General features: G+C 33.6%; 15 protein-coding genes, 1 pseudogene and 1 other annotated feature. Of the genes and pseudogenes, 8 read left to right on the top strand and 8 right to left on the bottom strand.

Going from position 1 to position 16,821, the window contains the following annotated elements; translation table 11 throughout:
* Window positions 1-82 precede the first annotated feature (82 nt).
* Window positions 83-631, top strand: coding sequence for a hypothetical protein (locus tag ML436_01640; GenBank protein UMT78485.1), 549 nt, complete (start codon window positions 83-85; stop codon window positions 629-631).
* A 313-nt stretch (window positions 632-944) separates the two neighbouring features.
* Here the strand turns inward: ML436_01640 and rpsR are convergent, their stop codons facing one another.
* From rpsR to rpsF, 3 genes are read right to left on the bottom strand one after another with little or no spacing between them, the layout of a single operon-like run.
* Window positions 945-1,187, bottom strand: a complete 243-nt coding sequence (rpsR, locus tag ML436_01635; GenBank protein ID UMT78484.1) for a 30S ribosomal protein S18 — start codon at window positions 1,185-1,187, stop codon at window positions 945-947.
* A gap of 51 nt (window positions 1,188-1,238) precedes the next feature.
* Window positions 1,239-1,742 (bottom strand): single-stranded DNA-binding protein, encoded by a 504-nt coding sequence (gene ssb, locus ML436_01630; GenBank protein ID UMT78483.1) that lies wholly within the window; start codon window positions 1,740-1,742, stop codon window positions 1,239-1,241.
* Window positions 1,743-1,762: 20 nt separating this feature from the next.
* Window positions 1,763-2,059 carry a 30S ribosomal protein S6 gene (gene rpsF, locus ML436_01625; GenBank protein UMT78482.1) on the bottom strand — a complete coding sequence of 99 codons (297 nt, stop codon included), beginning with the start codon at window positions 2,057-2,059 and terminating at the stop codon, window positions 1,763-1,765.
* A gap of 243 nt (window positions 2,060-2,302) precedes the next feature.
* Here rpsF and ML436_01620 point away from each other — a divergent pair, with 243 nt between their 5' ends.
* Window positions 2,303-2,494: a hypothetical protein gene (locus ML436_01620; GenBank protein ID UMT78481.1), complete on the top strand. Its 192-nt coding sequence runs from the start codon at window positions 2,303-2,305 to the stop codon at window positions 2,492-2,494.
* An 85-nt stretch (window positions 2,495-2,579) separates the two neighbouring features.
* Here the strand turns inward: ML436_01620 and ychF are convergent, their stop codons facing one another.
* The 4 genes from ychF to ML436_01600 form a co-directional block, all read right to left on the bottom strand.
* Window positions 2,580-3,677, bottom strand: a complete 1,098-nt coding sequence (gene ychF / locus ML436_01615; protein UMT78480.1) for a redox-regulated ATPase YchF — start codon at window positions 3,675-3,677, stop codon at window positions 2,580-2,582.
* Between the two features lie 11 nt (window positions 3,678-3,688).
* Window positions 3,689-3,892, bottom strand: a complete 204-nt coding sequence (locus ML436_01610) for a DUF951 domain-containing protein (GenBank protein UMT78479.1) — start codon at window positions 3,890-3,892, stop codon at window positions 3,689-3,691.
* 29 nt (window positions 3,893-3,921) lie between these two features.
* The gene (locus ML436_01605) at window positions 3,922-4,803 is read right to left on the bottom strand and encodes a mechanosensitive ion channel family protein (GenBank protein ID UMT78478.1); all 882 of its coding nucleotides are present in this window, start codon (window positions 4,801-4,803) and stop codon (window positions 3,922-3,924) included.
* A gap of 156 nt (window positions 4,804-4,959) precedes the next feature.
* Window positions 4,960-5,805, bottom strand: coding sequence for a ParB/RepB/Spo0J family partition protein (locus tag ML436_01600; GenBank protein UMT78477.1), 846 nt, complete (start codon window positions 5,803-5,805; stop codon window positions 4,960-4,962).
* Between the two features lie 229 nt (window positions 5,806-6,034).
* Window positions 6,035-6,407 (top strand) — a binding site (T-box leader).
* 64 nt (window positions 6,408-6,471) lie between these two features.
* On the opposite strand from ML436_01600, the gene ML436_01595 reads away from it, so the two are divergent.
* From ML436_01595 to ML436_01575, 5 genes are read left to right on the top strand one after another with little or no spacing between them, the layout of a single operon-like run.
* Window positions 6,472-7,575, top strand: a complete 1,104-nt coding sequence (locus ML436_01595; GenBank protein UMT78476.1) for an aminotransferase class I/II-fold pyridoxal phosphate-dependent enzyme — start codon at window positions 6,472-6,474, stop codon at window positions 7,573-7,575.
* Entirely contained in the window at window positions 7,572-8,732 is a 1,161-nt protein-coding gene (locus ML436_01590) for a PLP-dependent aspartate aminotransferase family protein (GenBank protein ID UMT78475.1), read from the top strand. The genes ML436_01595 and ML436_01590 overlap by 4 nt, the downstream gene beginning before the upstream one ends.
* Window positions 8,701-10,542, top strand: a complete 1,842-nt coding sequence (locus ML436_01585) for a bifunctional homocysteine S-methyltransferase/methylenetetrahydrofolate reductase (GenBank protein ID UMT78474.1) — start codon at window positions 8,701-8,703, stop codon at window positions 10,540-10,542. Before ML436_01590 ends, ML436_01585 begins: the two co-directional genes overlap by 32 nt.
* Entirely contained in the window at window positions 10,539-12,767 is a 2,229-nt protein-coding gene (gene metE, locus ML436_01580) for a 5-methyltetrahydropteroyltriglutamate--homocysteine S-methyltransferase (protein UMT78473.1), read from the top strand. The genes ML436_01585 and metE overlap by 4 nt, the downstream gene beginning before the upstream one ends.
* 42 nt (window positions 12,768-12,809) lie before the next feature.
* Window positions 12,810-13,562, top strand: coding sequence for a cyclase family protein (locus ML436_01575; protein ID UMT78472.1), 753 nt, complete (start codon window positions 12,810-12,812; stop codon window positions 13,560-13,562).
* A gap of 93 nt (window positions 13,563-13,655) precedes the next feature.
* Here the strand turns inward: ML436_01575 and ML436_01570 are convergent, their stop codons facing one another.
* Window positions 13,656-14,834 carry an acetyl-CoA C-acetyltransferase gene (locus ML436_01570; GenBank protein UMT78471.1) on the bottom strand — a complete coding sequence of 393 codons (1,179 nt, stop codon included), beginning with the start codon at window positions 14,832-14,834 and terminating at the stop codon, window positions 13,656-13,658.
* Window positions 14,835-15,358: 524 nt separating this feature from the next.
* Here ML436_01570 and ML436_01565 point away from each other — a divergent pair.
* Window positions 15,359-16,494: pseudogene (locus ML436_01565) on the top strand (low temperature requirement protein A).
* Window positions 16,495-16,821: the final 327 nt, after the last annotated feature.

Here is a 16,821-nt window from a genome sequence, read left to right as displayed (position 1 = left end):
TTTATTATCAGAAATAGATATAAACCTTGATAAAAGAAGTGATGAATTAGACTCTTCATATTCATTTTTTAAGAAATATTTTATGCAAAATGCGAATAAACCTACATTTAAAGGCAAACCCATTTATTTTGAATATGCCAATGACAATGCATTCAAGCATATATGTAGTATAGATGACATATTAAATGGGGGTAATGGAAGAGAAAAATATAACATGTATCCATGCGTAAACCATCATGCACATAGATTATGTAATGTAAATTGTTCTATCGCTTCCCCCAATAATCCTCAAGATTTTTTTCATGAAAACAGGGCAAAATGCATTTATAGAGCAAATCATCTCCCCTATATTTATTATGTGCTGAAAAATTTAGAACTTTCTAATGAAACAAATATAAAGGTATGGAAAAACCCAGACAAAAGAAAAGATAATAGAAAGAATAATAGATGGAATATATTGTACTCATATTCCAATTTTCATTATCACATTATTTTACAAGAATATTATAAAAATAGTGCTTTACATTCATATAGATTTATTACTGGCTATCCTTTAGTTTTAATAAGCGAAATAAAACGACTAGAGAGTAATTACAAAAAAGCAATAAAACAAACAAACAAAAAGACATAAAAAAAGCTTCCTTAGATCGTAAGGAAGTCGTGCTCCTTCTACACTGGGCAGATGAGTCATTAATATTATACCCTAAAATACTGGATTATATCAATATATAAATAGTTTTTCTTGACATGTATATATTAAGTAGATAATAAACGACAAATTATATACACATTCCACAATAGCTTTTAGGTTAAAATGTTACTGCAGTTACTTTTTTATGCCTAAACTTCCACACTCTGCGAATTTTTTGCGAATTTTCCAAATAAAAGCACACAAAAACAACCCCGCAAGTCTATACTTACGAGGTTTTACAATAAACTATATATTATTGTTCTTCTTTAACATATGGTAATAATGCCATATGACGAGAACGTTTGATAGCTGTAGTCAACATACGTTGATATTTAGCTGAAGTACCAGTTACACGACGTGGTAAAATTTTACCGCGTTCTGAGATAAAACGTTTTAATAATTCAGTGTCTTTGTAGTCGATATGTGTAATACCATTTGCTGTGAAATAGCATACTTTTTTACGACGACGTCCGCCTCTTCTTGGTCCACCTGCCATGATTGTGTGCCTCCTTTGATAATTTTTTCGCTTTAATTTCGTTAATTTTTATTAGAATGGTAAGTCATCATCACTTATGTCAATCGGTCCGTTTGCATTTGCAAATGGATTATCAGATTGTTTCGCGTTTGATGAATTATTGTACGAATTGTTTTGTCCTGATTGTTGACCACCGAATCCTTGACCGTAATCTTGGAATTCATTTTGTTGACGTTGGCCACCATTTTGTTGCGCATTTTTAGGTTCAAGGAATTGAACGCTATCACACACAACTTCAGTAACAAACACACGACGACCTTCTTGATTTTCATAATTACGGGATTGTAAGCGACCATCTACACCAGCTAAACTACCTTTAGATAAATAGTTATTTACATTATCTGCTTGTCTTCTAAAAACAACACAGTTAATAAAATCTGCTTCGCGCTCCCCTTGAGCATTCGTGAACGTACGATTTACTGCAAGAGTGAATGTCGCTACACTCACACCTGAGGGAGTGGTTCTGTATTCCGGATCTTTCGTTAAACGACCTACTAATACAACTCTATTTAGCATTTAAACGCCCCCTCTAATTATTACTTGTCTTCGTCTTCACGAATAACCATGTAACGAATGATATCGTCACTGATTTTAGCTAGACGTTGGAATTCGTCAGTAGCTTTGTTGTTATCAGATTTAACACGTACGATGTTGTAGAAGCCATCTTTGAAATCATTGATTTCGTAAGCTAGGCGACGTTTACCCCAGTCTTTTGCTTCTAAAACTTCTGCACCTTCAGTAGCTAAGATACCGTTGAAACGTTCAACTAACGCTTTTTTAGCATCTTCCTCAATGTTTGGGCGTACGATGTACATAACTTCATATGTTCTCATTTTATATTTGCACCTCCTTGTGGTCTATACGGCTTATCAATCTTAAAATAGATAAGCAAGGAATAATTTTCATTACTCACAATAAAGAATTATATCATGCGCCATTACTTTTTACAATAATAATTCAAACTACTCTTCATATCATTTCTGACATAAATACATTTGAAATTTTCTATTATATTTTTTAAAATACACTTCACAAAATCGAACACATGTTCTATAATGATTATGAGGTGGTAATGAATGAATTTAAATATTGATTGGTCTAAAGATTTTCAAGAATTCCAAGAGATACTTAATAGTGGTATTCATCCTGAATGGCTTTATTGTGCAAAGGCTAATCTTGTTTTAGAACCGGCTTATACTGGTGAAGGCAAACAATTTTTCAGCACTCCAGATATTATTAACGCTAGTAAAATTATTCCATTCTTTTAATAAATTATAATCATAATTAAAAGAGGCGAACAATTGATTCCGCCTCTTCTACATATATACTATTCAATTAACTTCACTGTATCGTTTATACATTAAATCTGAAATGAACGATATCGCCATCTTGCATAATGTATTCTTTACCTTCTAATCGTTGTCTACCCGCTTCTTTAGCACCACTTTCGCCGCCATATTGTACATAATCATCATAGCTTGTTACTTCTGCACGAATAAATCCACGTTCGAAATCAGTATGAATGATACCAGCACATTGTGGTGCAGTCATACCTTGTTTAAATGTCCAAGCACGAACTTCTTGCACACCAGCAGTAAAGTATGTTGATAATCCTAATAATTCATAAGTTGTTCTAATTAATCGATCTAATCCTGGCTCTTCAATACCTAAATCTTCTAAGAACATTTCTTTATCTTCGTCATCTAATGTTGCAATTTCTTCTTCAATTTTCGCACTAATAACAATTACTTCTGAATCTTCTTGTGCTGCATATTCGCGAATTGCTTTTACTTTGTCATTATCGTCATCACCAATCTCATCTTCACCAACATTAGCGATATAAAGCATTTTTTTAGAAGTCAATAGTTGCGCTTGATTAACCCATTTTTGATCTTCTTCATTAAAGTCAATACTGCGGGCAGGTTTACCATTTTCTAAAGCTTCTTTAATAGTATTTAAAATGCGCACTTCCATCTCAGCAGTTTTATCTTTTTGACGTGCTAATTTTTCAATTCTAGGCAATCGTTTCTCAACAGATTCTAAGTCCGCAAGTACTAATTCCATATTAATAACTTCAATATCATCAATAGGGTCTACTCGACCAGCAACATGAGTTACGTTATCATCGTCAAAAGCACGAACAACCTGACAAATTGCATCTACTTCTCTAATATGTGATAAGAATTTATTACCTAATCCTTCTCCCTTTGAAGCACCTTTCATAATACCAGCGATATCTGTAAATTCAAATGTAGTCGGCAATGTCTTTTTAGGTTGAACCATTTCTTCTAATTTAAGTAATCTAGCATCTGGCACTTCTACAATCCCTACATTAGGATCAATCGTAGCGAATGGATAGTTCGCTGCTAAAGCACCTGCTTTTGTTATTGCATTAAATAATGTTGATTTACCAACGTTTGGCAATCCAACGATACCTGCTGTTAAAGCCATTAATCATTCTCCTATCTTCGTGTATCATCATGAGATTCGATGATTTTTTTAAGTTTTTTATCAAACGTTTGACGTGGAATCATAATACTTCTTTGACAATTTTCACATTTAATTCTTATGTCTGCACCCATTCTAATAATCTTAAATCGGTTTGTTCCACACGCATGTTGTTTTTTCATTTCTACTATATCATTTATTCCATATTTTGACGCCATTAAATATGACCTCCATGTATTATAAACTACTAAACACCGTTTTCACTATGATTATAAGCAGTCATAATTGGTTGAGGTGTTTTAATACCTTCTTGTAAAAACATTTTTTGCACTTCTTTGCGAATAATTCGAGCTCCAGCAAATCCTTCACCCGGAATTGTTTCTGCAGATATTCTCAATATTACTCTTGTATCTTCAATAGCATCAATACCAATAACAACTGGATCACTAACAAATAAGTAATATTTACTACGTAAAGAAGTAAATAGTTTGTTTAGTTTTTTATCAACATTATCAATGTTTTCTTCGACAGACACTGGAATTTTAACGATAGCTGTACCATTTGTAATTGAGTAGTTCGTTATTTCTCCCATACTACTATTTGGTAAAATTGTTAATTCTCCTGAAATTGTATTGATTCGTGTTGAACGAAGTCCTATTGATTTAACCGTTCCCTCTGCCACAGTCGTACCACCATTGTTTATTTTAACATAATCACCTACATCAAATTGACTTTCAAATATAATGAAAAATCCAGTGATAACGTCTTTAACAATGGTCTGCGCACCAAAACCTACTGCTAAACCTACGACACCAGCACTTGCAATAACACCTTCAACACTAATGCCAAATTTACTTAAAATCGTCGTAATAACTATAAACCAAACGATATACTTCACTACATTTTGAACAAGAGATATTAAAGTTTTAGAGCGCTTTTTGTTACTCTTTTTACTTTTATTTTGAATCTTAAATCCCTGTTCAATCATTTTATTCAGTATTTTAATAACTATGAGGGCTACGATAATATAAATAACAATCATAGCGATTTTAGTTGCAATATTTTCATATGTTTCTATTTTTGTTAATGGCTCAAATAGAGATGAAATAATATTCATGACTTGATTCATGATAAGCGTTACTCCCTTCTATATGATATATCAATATTGTATTCATATTTTTATATACTTCCAACCTACGGAAGTCTCAATATATCTAGAATCAAATGTTCACTGATTACAATTTATTTACACTTGCACAAAGAGTTATTATATAAAATTGTGTAACTATTTACCATACCTACGATTTAATTGTTCAATTATTCTTAGAAAATCTTCTTGTGAATCAAACTCAAATGAGATTTTACCAACCGATTTCTTTATTGATATATCTACTTTGGTACCATACTGTTCTCTCAATTGGCGTTCTTGTTGCTTAATAAATTTAGGTTTTGACACATCCACATTACTTGTTTCAAGTTTTGATGCCATTTTCTTCATTTCATTAATATGATTTTCTAAAAACCTAACACTCCATTTTTCTTTAACGACTTTCTTCGCCAATTTCATCATTTGTTGTTCATCTTTAATGGCCAACAACGTGCGTCCATGTGCACTTGTAAGTCGTCCATCTTTTACCATATCGGAAATCTTTTTAGGTAAATGCAATAATCTCAACATATTCGCTATATATGGGCGTGACTTACTTAACCGTTTAGCTACTTCTTGTTGAGTAATTTTCAAATCAGTCATCAAGCGTTGATAACTTTCAGCTTCTTCAATCGCATTTAAATCCTCACGTTGCAAGTTTTCTATTACTGCAAGTTCCATCATATCTTCATCAGTTAACTCTTTAATAATTGCCGAAACATGTTTAAGCCCCGCAATTTTCGATGCCCTAAATCTTCTTTCGCCTACGACAATATAATAACCGCGAACTGTTTTTCTAAGTACAATCGGTTGCAAAATCCCATATTGTTTAATTGAATCAGCTAAATCATTTAAATGATTTTCATCAAATGTTTTTCTTGGTTGATATGGATTCGGTTTAATTTCAGTTATATCTATTTGTTTTATTTGCTCGCCTTTTGTTTTAGTAATACGTTGATCTTCACTTTTTGACAATTCACTCACATCACCTTTTATTTGATAACAGCAGTTAAATATATTTTATGTATTCTAAATGAGTCAGACAACCATTAACCACACTTTATTTTTTAAAACCTTTATTTTTACATCTCCACAATACCAGACACAATTTCATAAACAAATTAACTTTTAAATCAAAATTTTCTGAATAATTGTTGACAAATCATTTTTTACTCTGTAAGCTAATTAATATCTTATAACAGTTTAATGAAACGTAAACACTATAAAGAGGAAAGTAAAACACACCCTGCTTATACAGAGAGTCTTTAATAGCTGAGAGAAGATTTTGAAAGCGTGTTTGAAAATGGCCTTGGAGTGTTGATGCCAATATGAGGTGTCTACGGGTTCGCCCGTTATAGCGATACAGTATTAACATTGATGTTAAATGGCGTACTGGATATTCTTTACGCACAATTTTTTGTTAATAAGTATGAGATATTACAATACTATATCCTTACTTAGAAACTTTAATTTGTGATAATTGTTCAGTAAGCATATTCACATTACATGCGTACTGAATAAGGTTATTTCAGTGATGGAATAACAAATAAAGGTGGTACCGCGAAACTCAAGCTTTCGTCCTTTTTATCCGATTCATTCGGATACGAAGGACGGAAGCTTTTTTTATTTTAACTTACAGGAGGTCTTAATATGAAGGATACTCAGTTAGCACAAATCACATTAACAGATGATTCAACTGGTGCTATAGCGAATCCAATCCATCTATCAACTGCATACAAACATCCTAAACTAGGACAATCAACTGGATTTGATTACACACGAACTAAAAATCCTACTCGTTCAACATTTGAAACCTGTTTTGCAAAGTTAGAACAAGGTGTTGCATCATTTGCCACATCAAGTGGAATGTCTGCAATCCAATTAATATGTAATTTATTTAAGCCACACGATGAAATCTTAGTTTCCTTTGATTTATATGGAGGCACATTTAGATTATTTGAATTCTATGAACAACAGTATGATATCAAATTTAAATACGTTGATTTTACAGATTATGAACAAGTTCTAAATCATATAACAGATAAAACTGTAGCATTGTTCATTGAACCAATATCTAATCCACAAATGATTGCTATCGACTTGAAGCCATATTACCAGCTTTGTAAAGATAAAGGTTTATTATCTATTATCGACAATACCTTTTTAACACCTTATCTTTCAACGCCTTTAGCAGATGGTGCTGATATAGTCTTACATTCAGCTACAAAATATATTGGCGGACATAACGATGTGCTAGCTGGTGTAGTCACAGTTAAAGATGAATCGCTCGCTCAACAGTTGTTTGATTTTCACAACATGACTGGCGCAACACTATCACCAATAGATAGTTATTTGTTGTTACGCGGACTCAAAACTTTGCATCTCCGCATTGAGCGAGCACAATCAAACGCAAGAAGACTTGCTGAAAAATGTCAGTCACTGCAAGCAATTGACGAAGTACTATATAGTGGGCAAACTGGCATGCTTAGTTTAAGACTTAATAAAGCCTATAGCGTCGCTAAATTATTAGAAAATTTAGATATTTGTATTTTTGCAGAAAGTTTAGGAGGAACCGAAACGTTTGTAACATTTCCCTATACACAAACACATGTTGATATGCCAGATGCTGAGAAAGATAAACGTGGCATTGATGAGTATTTAATCCGCTTATCTTTAGGCGTTGAAAATTATGAAGACATCGAAAGCGATATCATCCAAGCATTAGATAAAGCTCAGATTGGAGAGATTGTATGACACTTTCAAAAGAGACAGAAGTGATATTCGATTGGCGTAGAGGTGTGGAATATCATTCAGCTAACCCACCACTCTATGATTCTTCAACATTCCATCAAAAACGTCTTGGTGGCGATGTTAAATATGATTATGCACGAAGTGGTAACCCTAATCGCGAGCTTTTAGAAGAGAAACTAGCACGATTAGAACACGGAAAATTTGCTTTTGCTTTTGCATCAGGAATTGCAGCAATCTCAGCTGTACTTCTAACACTTAAAGCTGGTGATCACGTCATTTTACCAGACGATGTATATGGCGGTACGTTCCGTCTCACCGAGCAAATTTTAAATCGTTTCAACATCGAGTTTACAACTGTTGATACAACAAAGATTGAACAAATTGAAGGTGCAATTCAATCTAACACTAAATTAATTTATATTGAAACACCATCGAATCCCTGTTTTAAAATTACCGATATCAAAGCTGTTTCAAACATAGCTAAAAAGCATCGACTACTAGTCGCCGTTGATAATACGTTTATGACACCGTTAGGTCAATCACCTTTATTACTAGGAGCTGACATTGTTATACACAGTGCTACTAAATTTTTAAGTGGACATAGTGATCTCATTGCCGGCGCGGTTATTACTAATAACGAAGAAATTCATGAGGCACTTTATTTAATTCAAAACGGTACTGGAAATATGTTATCTGCTCAAGATAGTTGGATGCTAGCTAAACATTTAAAGACATTTCCGATTAGATTTAAACAATCGGTCGAAAATGCTCAAAAAATCGTGTCATTTTTAATAGAACAAGAAGAAATTTCAGAAGTTTATTACCCTGGTCTCAATTCTGCTCATTTAGAACAAGCTGAAAATGGTGGTGCTGTTATCGGCTTACGTTTAAAAGATGAATCTAAAGCTCAACAATTCGTCGATGCTTTAACATTACCACTTGTCTCAGTGAGTCTTGGTGGTATTGAAACGATACTATCCCATCCAGCAACGATGTCACATGCAGCATTACCTGAAGAAGTAAGAGAAGCTCGTGGTATTACATTCGGTTTATTCCGATTGAGTGTTGGTTTAGAAGACCCTGATGAGCTTATTGCTGACATCAAATACGCATTAAAGGAGGCATTCAATGAGTCAATTCCTCACACAATTGAAAGATAATGTTTTGGTAGCTGATGGTGCTATTGGAACCATTTTATACTCTGAAGGTTTAGATACCTGTCCAGAAGCATATAACCTTAGCCATCCTGATAAAGTTGAACGCATTCATCGATCTTATATAGAAGCTGGTGCTGATGTCATTCAAACGAATACTTATGGCGCAAATTTCGAAAAATTAAAGCGCTTTGGTCTTGAAGATAAAGTCAAAGATATTCATCAAGCTGCTGTACGTATCGCCAAGAAAGCTTCAAATAAAGATACATTTATATTAGGCACAGTTGGTGGATTTAGAGGTATTAAGCAAGAAGAAATCAGCTTACAAACAATCCTTTATCATACAGAAATTCAAATAGACACATTGGTGGAAGAAGGCGTCGATGCCTTACTTTTCGAAACGTATTATGACTTGGAAGAACTAACGAATGTAATCACACGTACAAGAAAGAAATATGATATACCAATCATTGCCCAATTAACTGCATCAAATACAAATTATTTAGTTAATGGTAAAGCTATTAACGAAGGATTAAAACAACTCGTACAATGTGGTGCAAACATCGTTGGACTAAATTGTCATCATGGCCCCCACCATATGCAAGAGTCTTTTACACACATTGAATTACCAGAACAAGCATACTTATCTTGCTATCCAAATGCTAGCTTACTAGATATTGAAAATAGTGAATTTAAGTATAGCGACAACGCACAATACTTCGGTAAAGTTGCTCAAAACTTAATTCGTGAAGGCGTTCGCTTAATAGGTGGTTGCTGCGGTACAACACCAGAACATATTAAATTTATTAAAGAGTCTATTCAGACACTTAAACCAGTTAATGATAAGAAAGTGATTCCGATACCAACGAAAGCACTTTTCAATCCGTCTCAACATAAAGTGAGACAATCTTTAACATCTAAAGTTCAAGAACGTCCAACCGTTATTATCGAATTGGATACACCGAAACACTTAGATACTGATAGATTTTTTGAAAATATCGCTAAACTCGATAAAGCTAATGTAGATGCTGTAACACTAGCCGACAATTCATTAGCGACTGTCAGAATTAGTAATATTGCTGCTGCTAGCTTAATTAAGCAATATTACAATATCGAACCACTCGTACACATTACATGTCGAGATCGTAACTTAATCGGCTTACAGTCACACCTACTTGGATTATCACTCATTGGCGTTAACGAAATTTTAGCAATAACTGGTGACCCTTCAAAAGTTGGTCACTTACCTGGTGCGACAAATGTTTATGATGTTAATTCTAAAGGATTAACTGAACTCGCACTAAGATTCAATCAAGGTATTAACACTGACGGTGATGCGCTGAAGAAACGTACACACTTCAACATCGCTGGCGCCTTCAACCCAAACGTTCGAAAATTAGATGGCGCCGTGAAACGATTAGAGAAAAAGATAGAAAGCGGAATGTCTTATTTTATAACGCAACCCGTGTACAGCAAAGAAAAAATCATTGAAATTTACCATGCCACTAAGCACTTGAACAAACCATTTTTCATAGGCATTATGCCTATCGCAAGTTACAAAAACGCACTCTTTTTACATAATGAAGTGCCAGGCATCAAGATGTCAGACGAAATTTTACAACAATTTGAAGCTGTTAAAGATGATAAAGCCAAAACACGTGAATTAAGTTTAAAACTATCTAAAGACTTAATTGATACTGTCCACGAATATTTCAATGGTTTATACATTATTACACCGTTCCAAAATGTCGAAGATTCATTAGAACTTGCAGCATACTCAAAATCTATTACTGCTCACAAGGAGGCAATATTATGACAACAATTAAAACATCAAATTTAGGATTCCCAAGATTAGGTAGAAAAAGAGAATGGAAAAAGGCCATCGAAAGTTATTGGGCAAAAAAGATTTCTAAAGAAGAATTAGATCAAACTCTTACTGATCTTCATAAAGAGAACTTATTGTTACAAAAATACTACCATTTAGATAGTATCCCAGTTGGTGATTTCTCTTTATATGACCATATTCTAGATACGTCATTACTATTCAATATTATTCCAGAACGTTTCCAAGGAAGAACTATTGATGATGATTTACTATTTGATATTGCTCGTGGTAATAAAGAACATGTTGCAAGTGCACTTATTAAATGGTTTAACACAAACTATCACTATATCGTACCTGAATGGGATAACGTTGAACCTAAAGTAAGTCGCAACGTATTACTAGATCGTTTTAAATATGCACAATCTCTTAACGTTAACGCTCACCCTGTCATTGTAGGTCCAATTACTTTTGTTAAATTATCAAAAGGTGGTCATCAAACTTTTGAAGAAAAGGTTAAAACGTTATTACCACTTTATAAAGAAGTGTTTGAATCATTAATTGATGCAGGTGCTGAGTACATTCAAGTTGATGAGCCAATCTTAGTTACAGACGACAGTGAAAGCTACGAAAATATTACACGTGAAGCTTATGACTATTTCGAAAAAGCTGGTGTTGCTAAAAAATTAGTAATTCAAACATACTTTGAACGTGCGCACCTTAAATTTTTAAGTTCATTACCTGTGGGCGGTTTAGGTTTAGACTTTGTTCACGATAACGGATATAACCTTGAACAGATTGAAGCAGGTGATTTTGACAAGTCAAAAACTTTATATGCTGGCATTATTGATGGACGTAATGTATGGGCTAGTGACATTGAATCTAAGAAAATCTTAATCGATAAATTATTAGCACATACTAATAACCTTGTTATCCAACCTTCATCTTCATTATTACATGTTCCAGTATCATTAGATGATGAAACATTAGATGCAAGTGTTGGCGAAGGATTAAGCTTTGCGACTGAAAAATTAGATGAACTAGATGCATTACGTCGTTTATTCAACCAAGGTGATAATGCAAAATATGATAAATTTAAAGCGCGTTATGAACGTTTCCAAAACCAATCATTCAAAAACTTAGATTATGATTTCGAAAGTGTACGTACTTCTAGACAATCACCATTTGCACAACGTATTGAACAACAACAAAAACGTTTGAACTTACCAGATCTACCAACAACAACAATTGGATCATTCCCACAGAGTCGTGAAGTTCGAAAATACCGTGCAGATTGGAAAAACAAACGCATTACAGACGAAGCATATGAAACATTCTTAAAAAATGAAATTGCTCGATGGATTAAAATTCAAGAAGACATCGGCTTAGATGTATTAGTTCACGGTGAATTTGAACGTAATGACATGGTTGAATTCTTTGGCGAAAAATTACAAGGATTCTTAGTAACAAAATTTGGCTGGGTTCAATCATATGGTTCACGTGCAGTAAAACCACCAATTATTTATGGCGATGTTAAATGGACAGCACCATTAACTGTGGACGAAACAGTATATGCACAAAGTTTAACTGACAAACCTGTTAAAGGTATGTTAACAGGACCTGTAACGATTCTGAATTGGTCATTTGAACGTGTCGACTTACCACGTAAAGTTGTTCAAGATCAAATTGCTTTAGCGATCAACGAAGAAGTATTAGCGCTTGAAGCTGCTGGAATCAAAGTTATTCAAGTTGATGAACCTGCACTACGTGAAGGTTTACCATTACGCTCTGAATATCATGAACAATACCTTAAAGATGCAGTGTTATCATTTAAACTTGCAACGTCATCTGTTCGTGACGAAACACAAATCCATACACATATGTGTTATTCTCAATTTGGTCAAATCATTCATGCCATTCATGATTTAGATGCCGATGTTATTTCAATTGAAACATCTCGTAGCCATGGTGATTTAATCAAAGACTTTGAAGATATCAACTATGATTTAGGCATTGGATTAGGTGTTTATGATATTCATAGCCCACGTATTCCAACAAAAGAAGAGATTACGACAGCAATTAATCGTTCATTACAACAAATCGACCGCTCATTATTCTGGGTTAATCCTGACTGTGGTTTAAAAACAAGAAAAGAAGAAGAAGTTAAAGATGCTTTGACTGTTCTTGTGAATGCTGTTAAAGCCAAACGTCAAGAATAATCGGCACAATTATCATATAATAAACTAAAAACGGGTGATTTTATGACACAATATCCTTTATGGCAACAATTAAATACTTTAAAACAAGCAACTTGGGTAGATTTAACGCATACATTTGATCCTGAAATTCCACGTTTTAGTGAGTTCGAAAAAGGCGAAGTATCAACTTTATTTACTGTTAAAGATCATGGTTTCTATGTTCAACGTTGGAATATTGTAACGCAATATGGCACGCATATTGATGCGCCCATACATTTCGTTGAGAACAAACGATATTTAGAAGACATTGATTTAAAAGAACTGGTATTACCTTTAATCGTATTAGACTTTTCAAAAGAAGTAGCGAGCAACAATGATTTCATCGTAACACGAGCACATATAGAAGCATGGGAAAAAGAAAATGGCACAATTGAACCAGGTACATTTGTTGCGCTTCGCTCAGATTGGTCAAAGCGTTGGCCTAATATCGAGCAATTTGAAAACAAAGACGCTAATGGACAACAACATGCACCAGGTTGGGGATTAGATGCTTTGAAGTATTTGATTGAAGAACGTCAAGTTGAAGCTGTTGGTCATGAAACATTCGATACTGATGCATCTCTGGACGCTGTAAAAAACGGTGATTTAGTTGGCGAACGCTATATTCTTGGTCAAGATAAGTACCAAGTTGAGTTATTAACTAATTTGGATCAATTACCAACTCGTGGCGCCATTATTTATGCCATTAGTCCTAAACCAAAAGATGCGCCAGGGTTCCCAGTTAGAGCATTTGCAATCAAACCATCAAATGACTAATGTATATTACTAAATCAATAAATCCATAGACTAATAAAAACAGGTTATCTCAACGTGTATTCAATACTGTTGTGATAACCTGTTTTCTAATTATTAATATTTTGAAACGACTGCAGCGATTGCTTGTCCGCCACCAATACATAATGATGTTAATCCAGTTTCAACTTCATCATTTAATTGATGTAATAAAGTCACTAATACTCTAGCACCTGATGCCCCAATTGGGTGCCCTAATGCAATGGCACCACCCTTAACATTTACTTTTTCTTGTGGTAATTTCAACTCACGATCTACAGCTAATGATTGAGCTGCAAATGCTTCATTTAATTCAAATACATCAATATCGCTTAATTCTTTGTTACTACGTTTTAATACCTTTTCTACAGCGCCTACTGGTGCAATACCCATAACAGAAGGATCCACACCATGACTTCCAAAACCATCAAGCACTGCTAATGGTTCAATATTTAATTCGTTTGCTTTCTCTTCTGACATGACTAACATCATCGCAGCACCATCATTAATTCCTGATGCATTACCTGCTGTAACTGTTCCGTCTTTTTTGAAAGCTGGTCTCAAACGACTTAATTTTTCAACAGAGGCATCTCCTCGAACACCTTCATCTTTGGAAACAACGATTGGCTCACCTTTACGTTGTGGAATTGATACCGGAACAATCTCACTGTCAAATCCACCATTTTGTTGTGCATTTGCCGCCTTTTTCTGAGAATTAACAGCAAACGTATCTTGTTCTTCTCTTGAAATATCATATTGTTCTACTAAATTCTCAGCAGTAATACCCATATGATATTGGTTAAATACATCCGTTAGCCCATCATATACCATGCTATCAACCATTGTTTGATGTCCCATTTTAAAACCAAAGCGACCGTTATTGACAAGCATTGGTGACTGAGACATATTCTCCATACCACCAGCTAAGACGATATCATTTTCTCCCGTCAAGATAGATTGATACGCTAGTTGAATTGACTTCAATCCTGAACCACAAACTTTATTCACCGTAAATGCAGGTACTGTTTCTGGCAAACCGCCTTTCATAGCAGCAATACGAGCTGGATTTTGTCCTTGTCCTGCTTGAAGTACATTACCAATAATGACTTCATCAATGTCACTAGGATTCAAACGTGTTTCTTTAATAATATGTTCTATCAAAGTCGCACCTAAATCATAGGCTGGTACATCTTTGAATGCTCCTCCAAAAACGCCAATTGGTGTTCTATATGCTGCTGCTAATACGACTTTCGTCATGAAATATTCATCTCCTTATGATATATACAATTTTTATAACTAACATGTCTTATGAACCAATATTTCGTTAACATCCAAATGATGAATTCGATTGCTACCGATATTACATTTTCAATACTTGTTATTCATTCAACAAGACATATTATACAATGTAGTAATTTGATTGGGCAATTAGAAACGCAACCGTTTTCATACTAACACTTCACACTTTAATTTTTGCTCTATCATCCTCATCTATAGTACAAAATTATTAATTAATTTACCACAAATTATCATTATAATTAAGTGCAACGCTATCATCATTTTACAGTCAATTATGGAACTACTTTGTTGCTGTTGATTTCATAATGTTCTTCTCATCTATCGTTACAGCAACTATATTGTCATCAATTTCGAAACTATCTCCATATCAACTATCTCAAACGCTTCGTCGATACTAAAATATAAAAAAGCCCCTTTTCACTAGAATAGATGCATAGTATACTTAGAAAATTAATTATACATCCAAAAGGAGTTAAATTTTCATGGTTAATACATTAACGCCAAAACATTTAGCTGAAAAACGTGCAGGATTTCATGAGTTATTCTTTGATCTAATCTTCGTTTATGCGATTCAAAAAATAGCACATGTGATTTTAACAACACAAAATGGTTCTATTTCAGCTGAATTATTTTTCAAATATATCGTCATGAGTTTATTTTTATGGTTAATGTGGTCTCATCAAACATTTTTTACAAATCGATTTGGTCAAGTCACATTTAAAGATGTCTCGTTTATGATGTTCAACATGTTTATCATGGTCTTTCTATCTAATAGCTTATATCCAGACTTTGAAAAAACATTCTTTCCATTCTTCTTATGCGTTGCAATTATGTATCTAAGTATCGGTTTACAATACTTGTTACATATACGTACCGGTTTAGATTATGGGGATAAGCGTACATGCCAAGCCTTTGCTACTGTAGCTTTTGTGATTTCATTCTTATCATTTTTATCATTAGTACTACCTCAAAGTATCCATTACATTCCTGGTTTTTTAGGTGTATTTATAGCAGCAACAGGACTTATTCCATTCCAAAAATATCTCATATTGTCACCTGTTAATATGATGCATTTAGTAGAACGTTTTTCATTACTGACAATTATCATCTTTGGTGAAGTACTTGTCGGTTTAGCTTCTTCATCATTTAGTATTGAACGTTTTAGTTACATTTATATATTCCAATTTATGATTTTAATTAGCCTTTTCGGTGTATATTGGATTATTACTGAAAATTATATTAATCATAAATTAACATCCATCGGTTTTCGATTGTCGTATACACACTTGTTAATCAATATCGCTTTAGGTGTTATTAATGCAAAGCAATTGTTTTTAGTAATAATAATAAACTAAATGACTTATTTGAAATTAATATGATGTACATCAGTGTTTTAGTATTCTATATTGGATTATGGTTAATTACACCTTATTTCCATAACGAATTGACAAATGCGAAGTATATTTCATATTCACTAGGTATACTCGTTATATCTTATATTGTCAGCCTTTTATTTAAAGGTCACGACCATGTAATGATTATCTCAGTATCAGTTGCAACCTTCTGCATCATGCTGATTTATTTTAAAAATCAACGTCTACGTAATAGACATGAATAAATAGTATTTACCTCGGTCAAAGTATTTGAACTGAATCCAAAAGTGTCGAACTTCACATTATACTTTTGTGACAAGCTTCAGTTATGCTACATGATCGAGGTTTTTAAATATTTCCAAGGAAATCGTTAGCCTATTCAATCATCAAATGATACTCATAAATAACATATATTCTCTAATACCTACTATCTAAAAGGAAATAATTCTCACACAACATAACCACCTCAAAACAAATAAATCAATCTAGATATGCCACCTATACTTATCCCCCCACATTTCATTCCACACCAAAAAGAACAGATGACAATCGTAAAGATTTATCATCTGCTC

The organism is Staphylococcus roterodami (assembly GCA_022493055.1).
Taxonomy (GTDB): domain Bacteria; phylum Bacillota; class Bacilli; order Staphylococcales; family Staphylococcaceae; genus Staphylococcus; species Staphylococcus singaporensis.
This window is presented reverse-complemented; position numbering and strand designations above follow the sequence as displayed.

Excerpts from the sequence above, each read along its gene's own strand:
- ML436_01640 (UMT78485.1), top strand. The coding sequence starts at position 83 with ATGCAAAATGCGAATAAACCTACATTTAAAGGCAAACCCATTTATTTT.
- rpsR (UMT78484.1), bottom strand. The coding sequence starts at position 1,187 with ATGGCAGGTGGACCAAGAAGAGGCGGACGTCGTCGTAAAAAAGTATGC.
- ssb (UMT78483.1), bottom strand. The coding sequence starts at position 1,742 with ATGCTAAATAGAGTTGTATTAGTAGGTCGTTTAACGAAAGATCCGGAA.
- rpsF (UMT78482.1), bottom strand. The coding sequence starts at position 2,059 with ATGAGAACATATGAAGTTATGTACATCGTACGCCCAAACATTGAGGAA.
- ML436_01620 (UMT78481.1), top strand. The coding sequence starts at position 2,303 with ATGAATTTAAATATTGATTGGTCTAAAGATTTTCAAGAATTCCAAGAG.
- ychF (UMT78480.1), bottom strand. The coding sequence starts at position 3,677 with ATGGCTTTAACAGCAGGTATCGTTGGATTGCCAAACGTTGGTAAATCA.
- ML436_01610 (UMT78479.1), bottom strand. The coding sequence starts at position 3,892 with ATGGCGTCAAAATATGGAATAAATGATATAGTAGAAATGAAAAAACAA.
- ML436_01605 (UMT78478.1), bottom strand. The coding sequence starts at position 4,803 with ATGAATCAAGTCATGAATATTATTTCATCTCTATTTGAGCCATTAACA.
- ML436_01595 (UMT78476.1), top strand. The coding sequence starts at position 6,472 with ATGAAGGATACTCAGTTAGCACAAATCACATTAACAGATGATTCAACT.
- ML436_01590 (UMT78475.1), top strand. The coding sequence starts at position 7,572 with ATGACACTTTCAAAAGAGACAGAAGTGATATTCGATTGGCGTAGAGGT.
- ML436_01585 (UMT78474.1), top strand. The coding sequence starts at position 8,701 with ATGAGTCAATTCCTCACACAATTGAAAGATAATGTTTTGGTAGCTGAT.
- metE (UMT78473.1), top strand. The coding sequence starts at position 10,539 with ATGACAACAATTAAAACATCAAATTTAGGATTCCCAAGATTAGGTAGA.
- ML436_01575 (UMT78472.1), top strand. The coding sequence starts at position 12,810 with ATGACACAATATCCTTTATGGCAACAATTAAATACTTTAAAACAAGCA.
- ML436_01570 (UMT78471.1), bottom strand. The coding sequence starts at position 14,834 with ATGACGAAAGTCGTATTAGCAGCAGCATATAGAACACCAATTGGCGTT.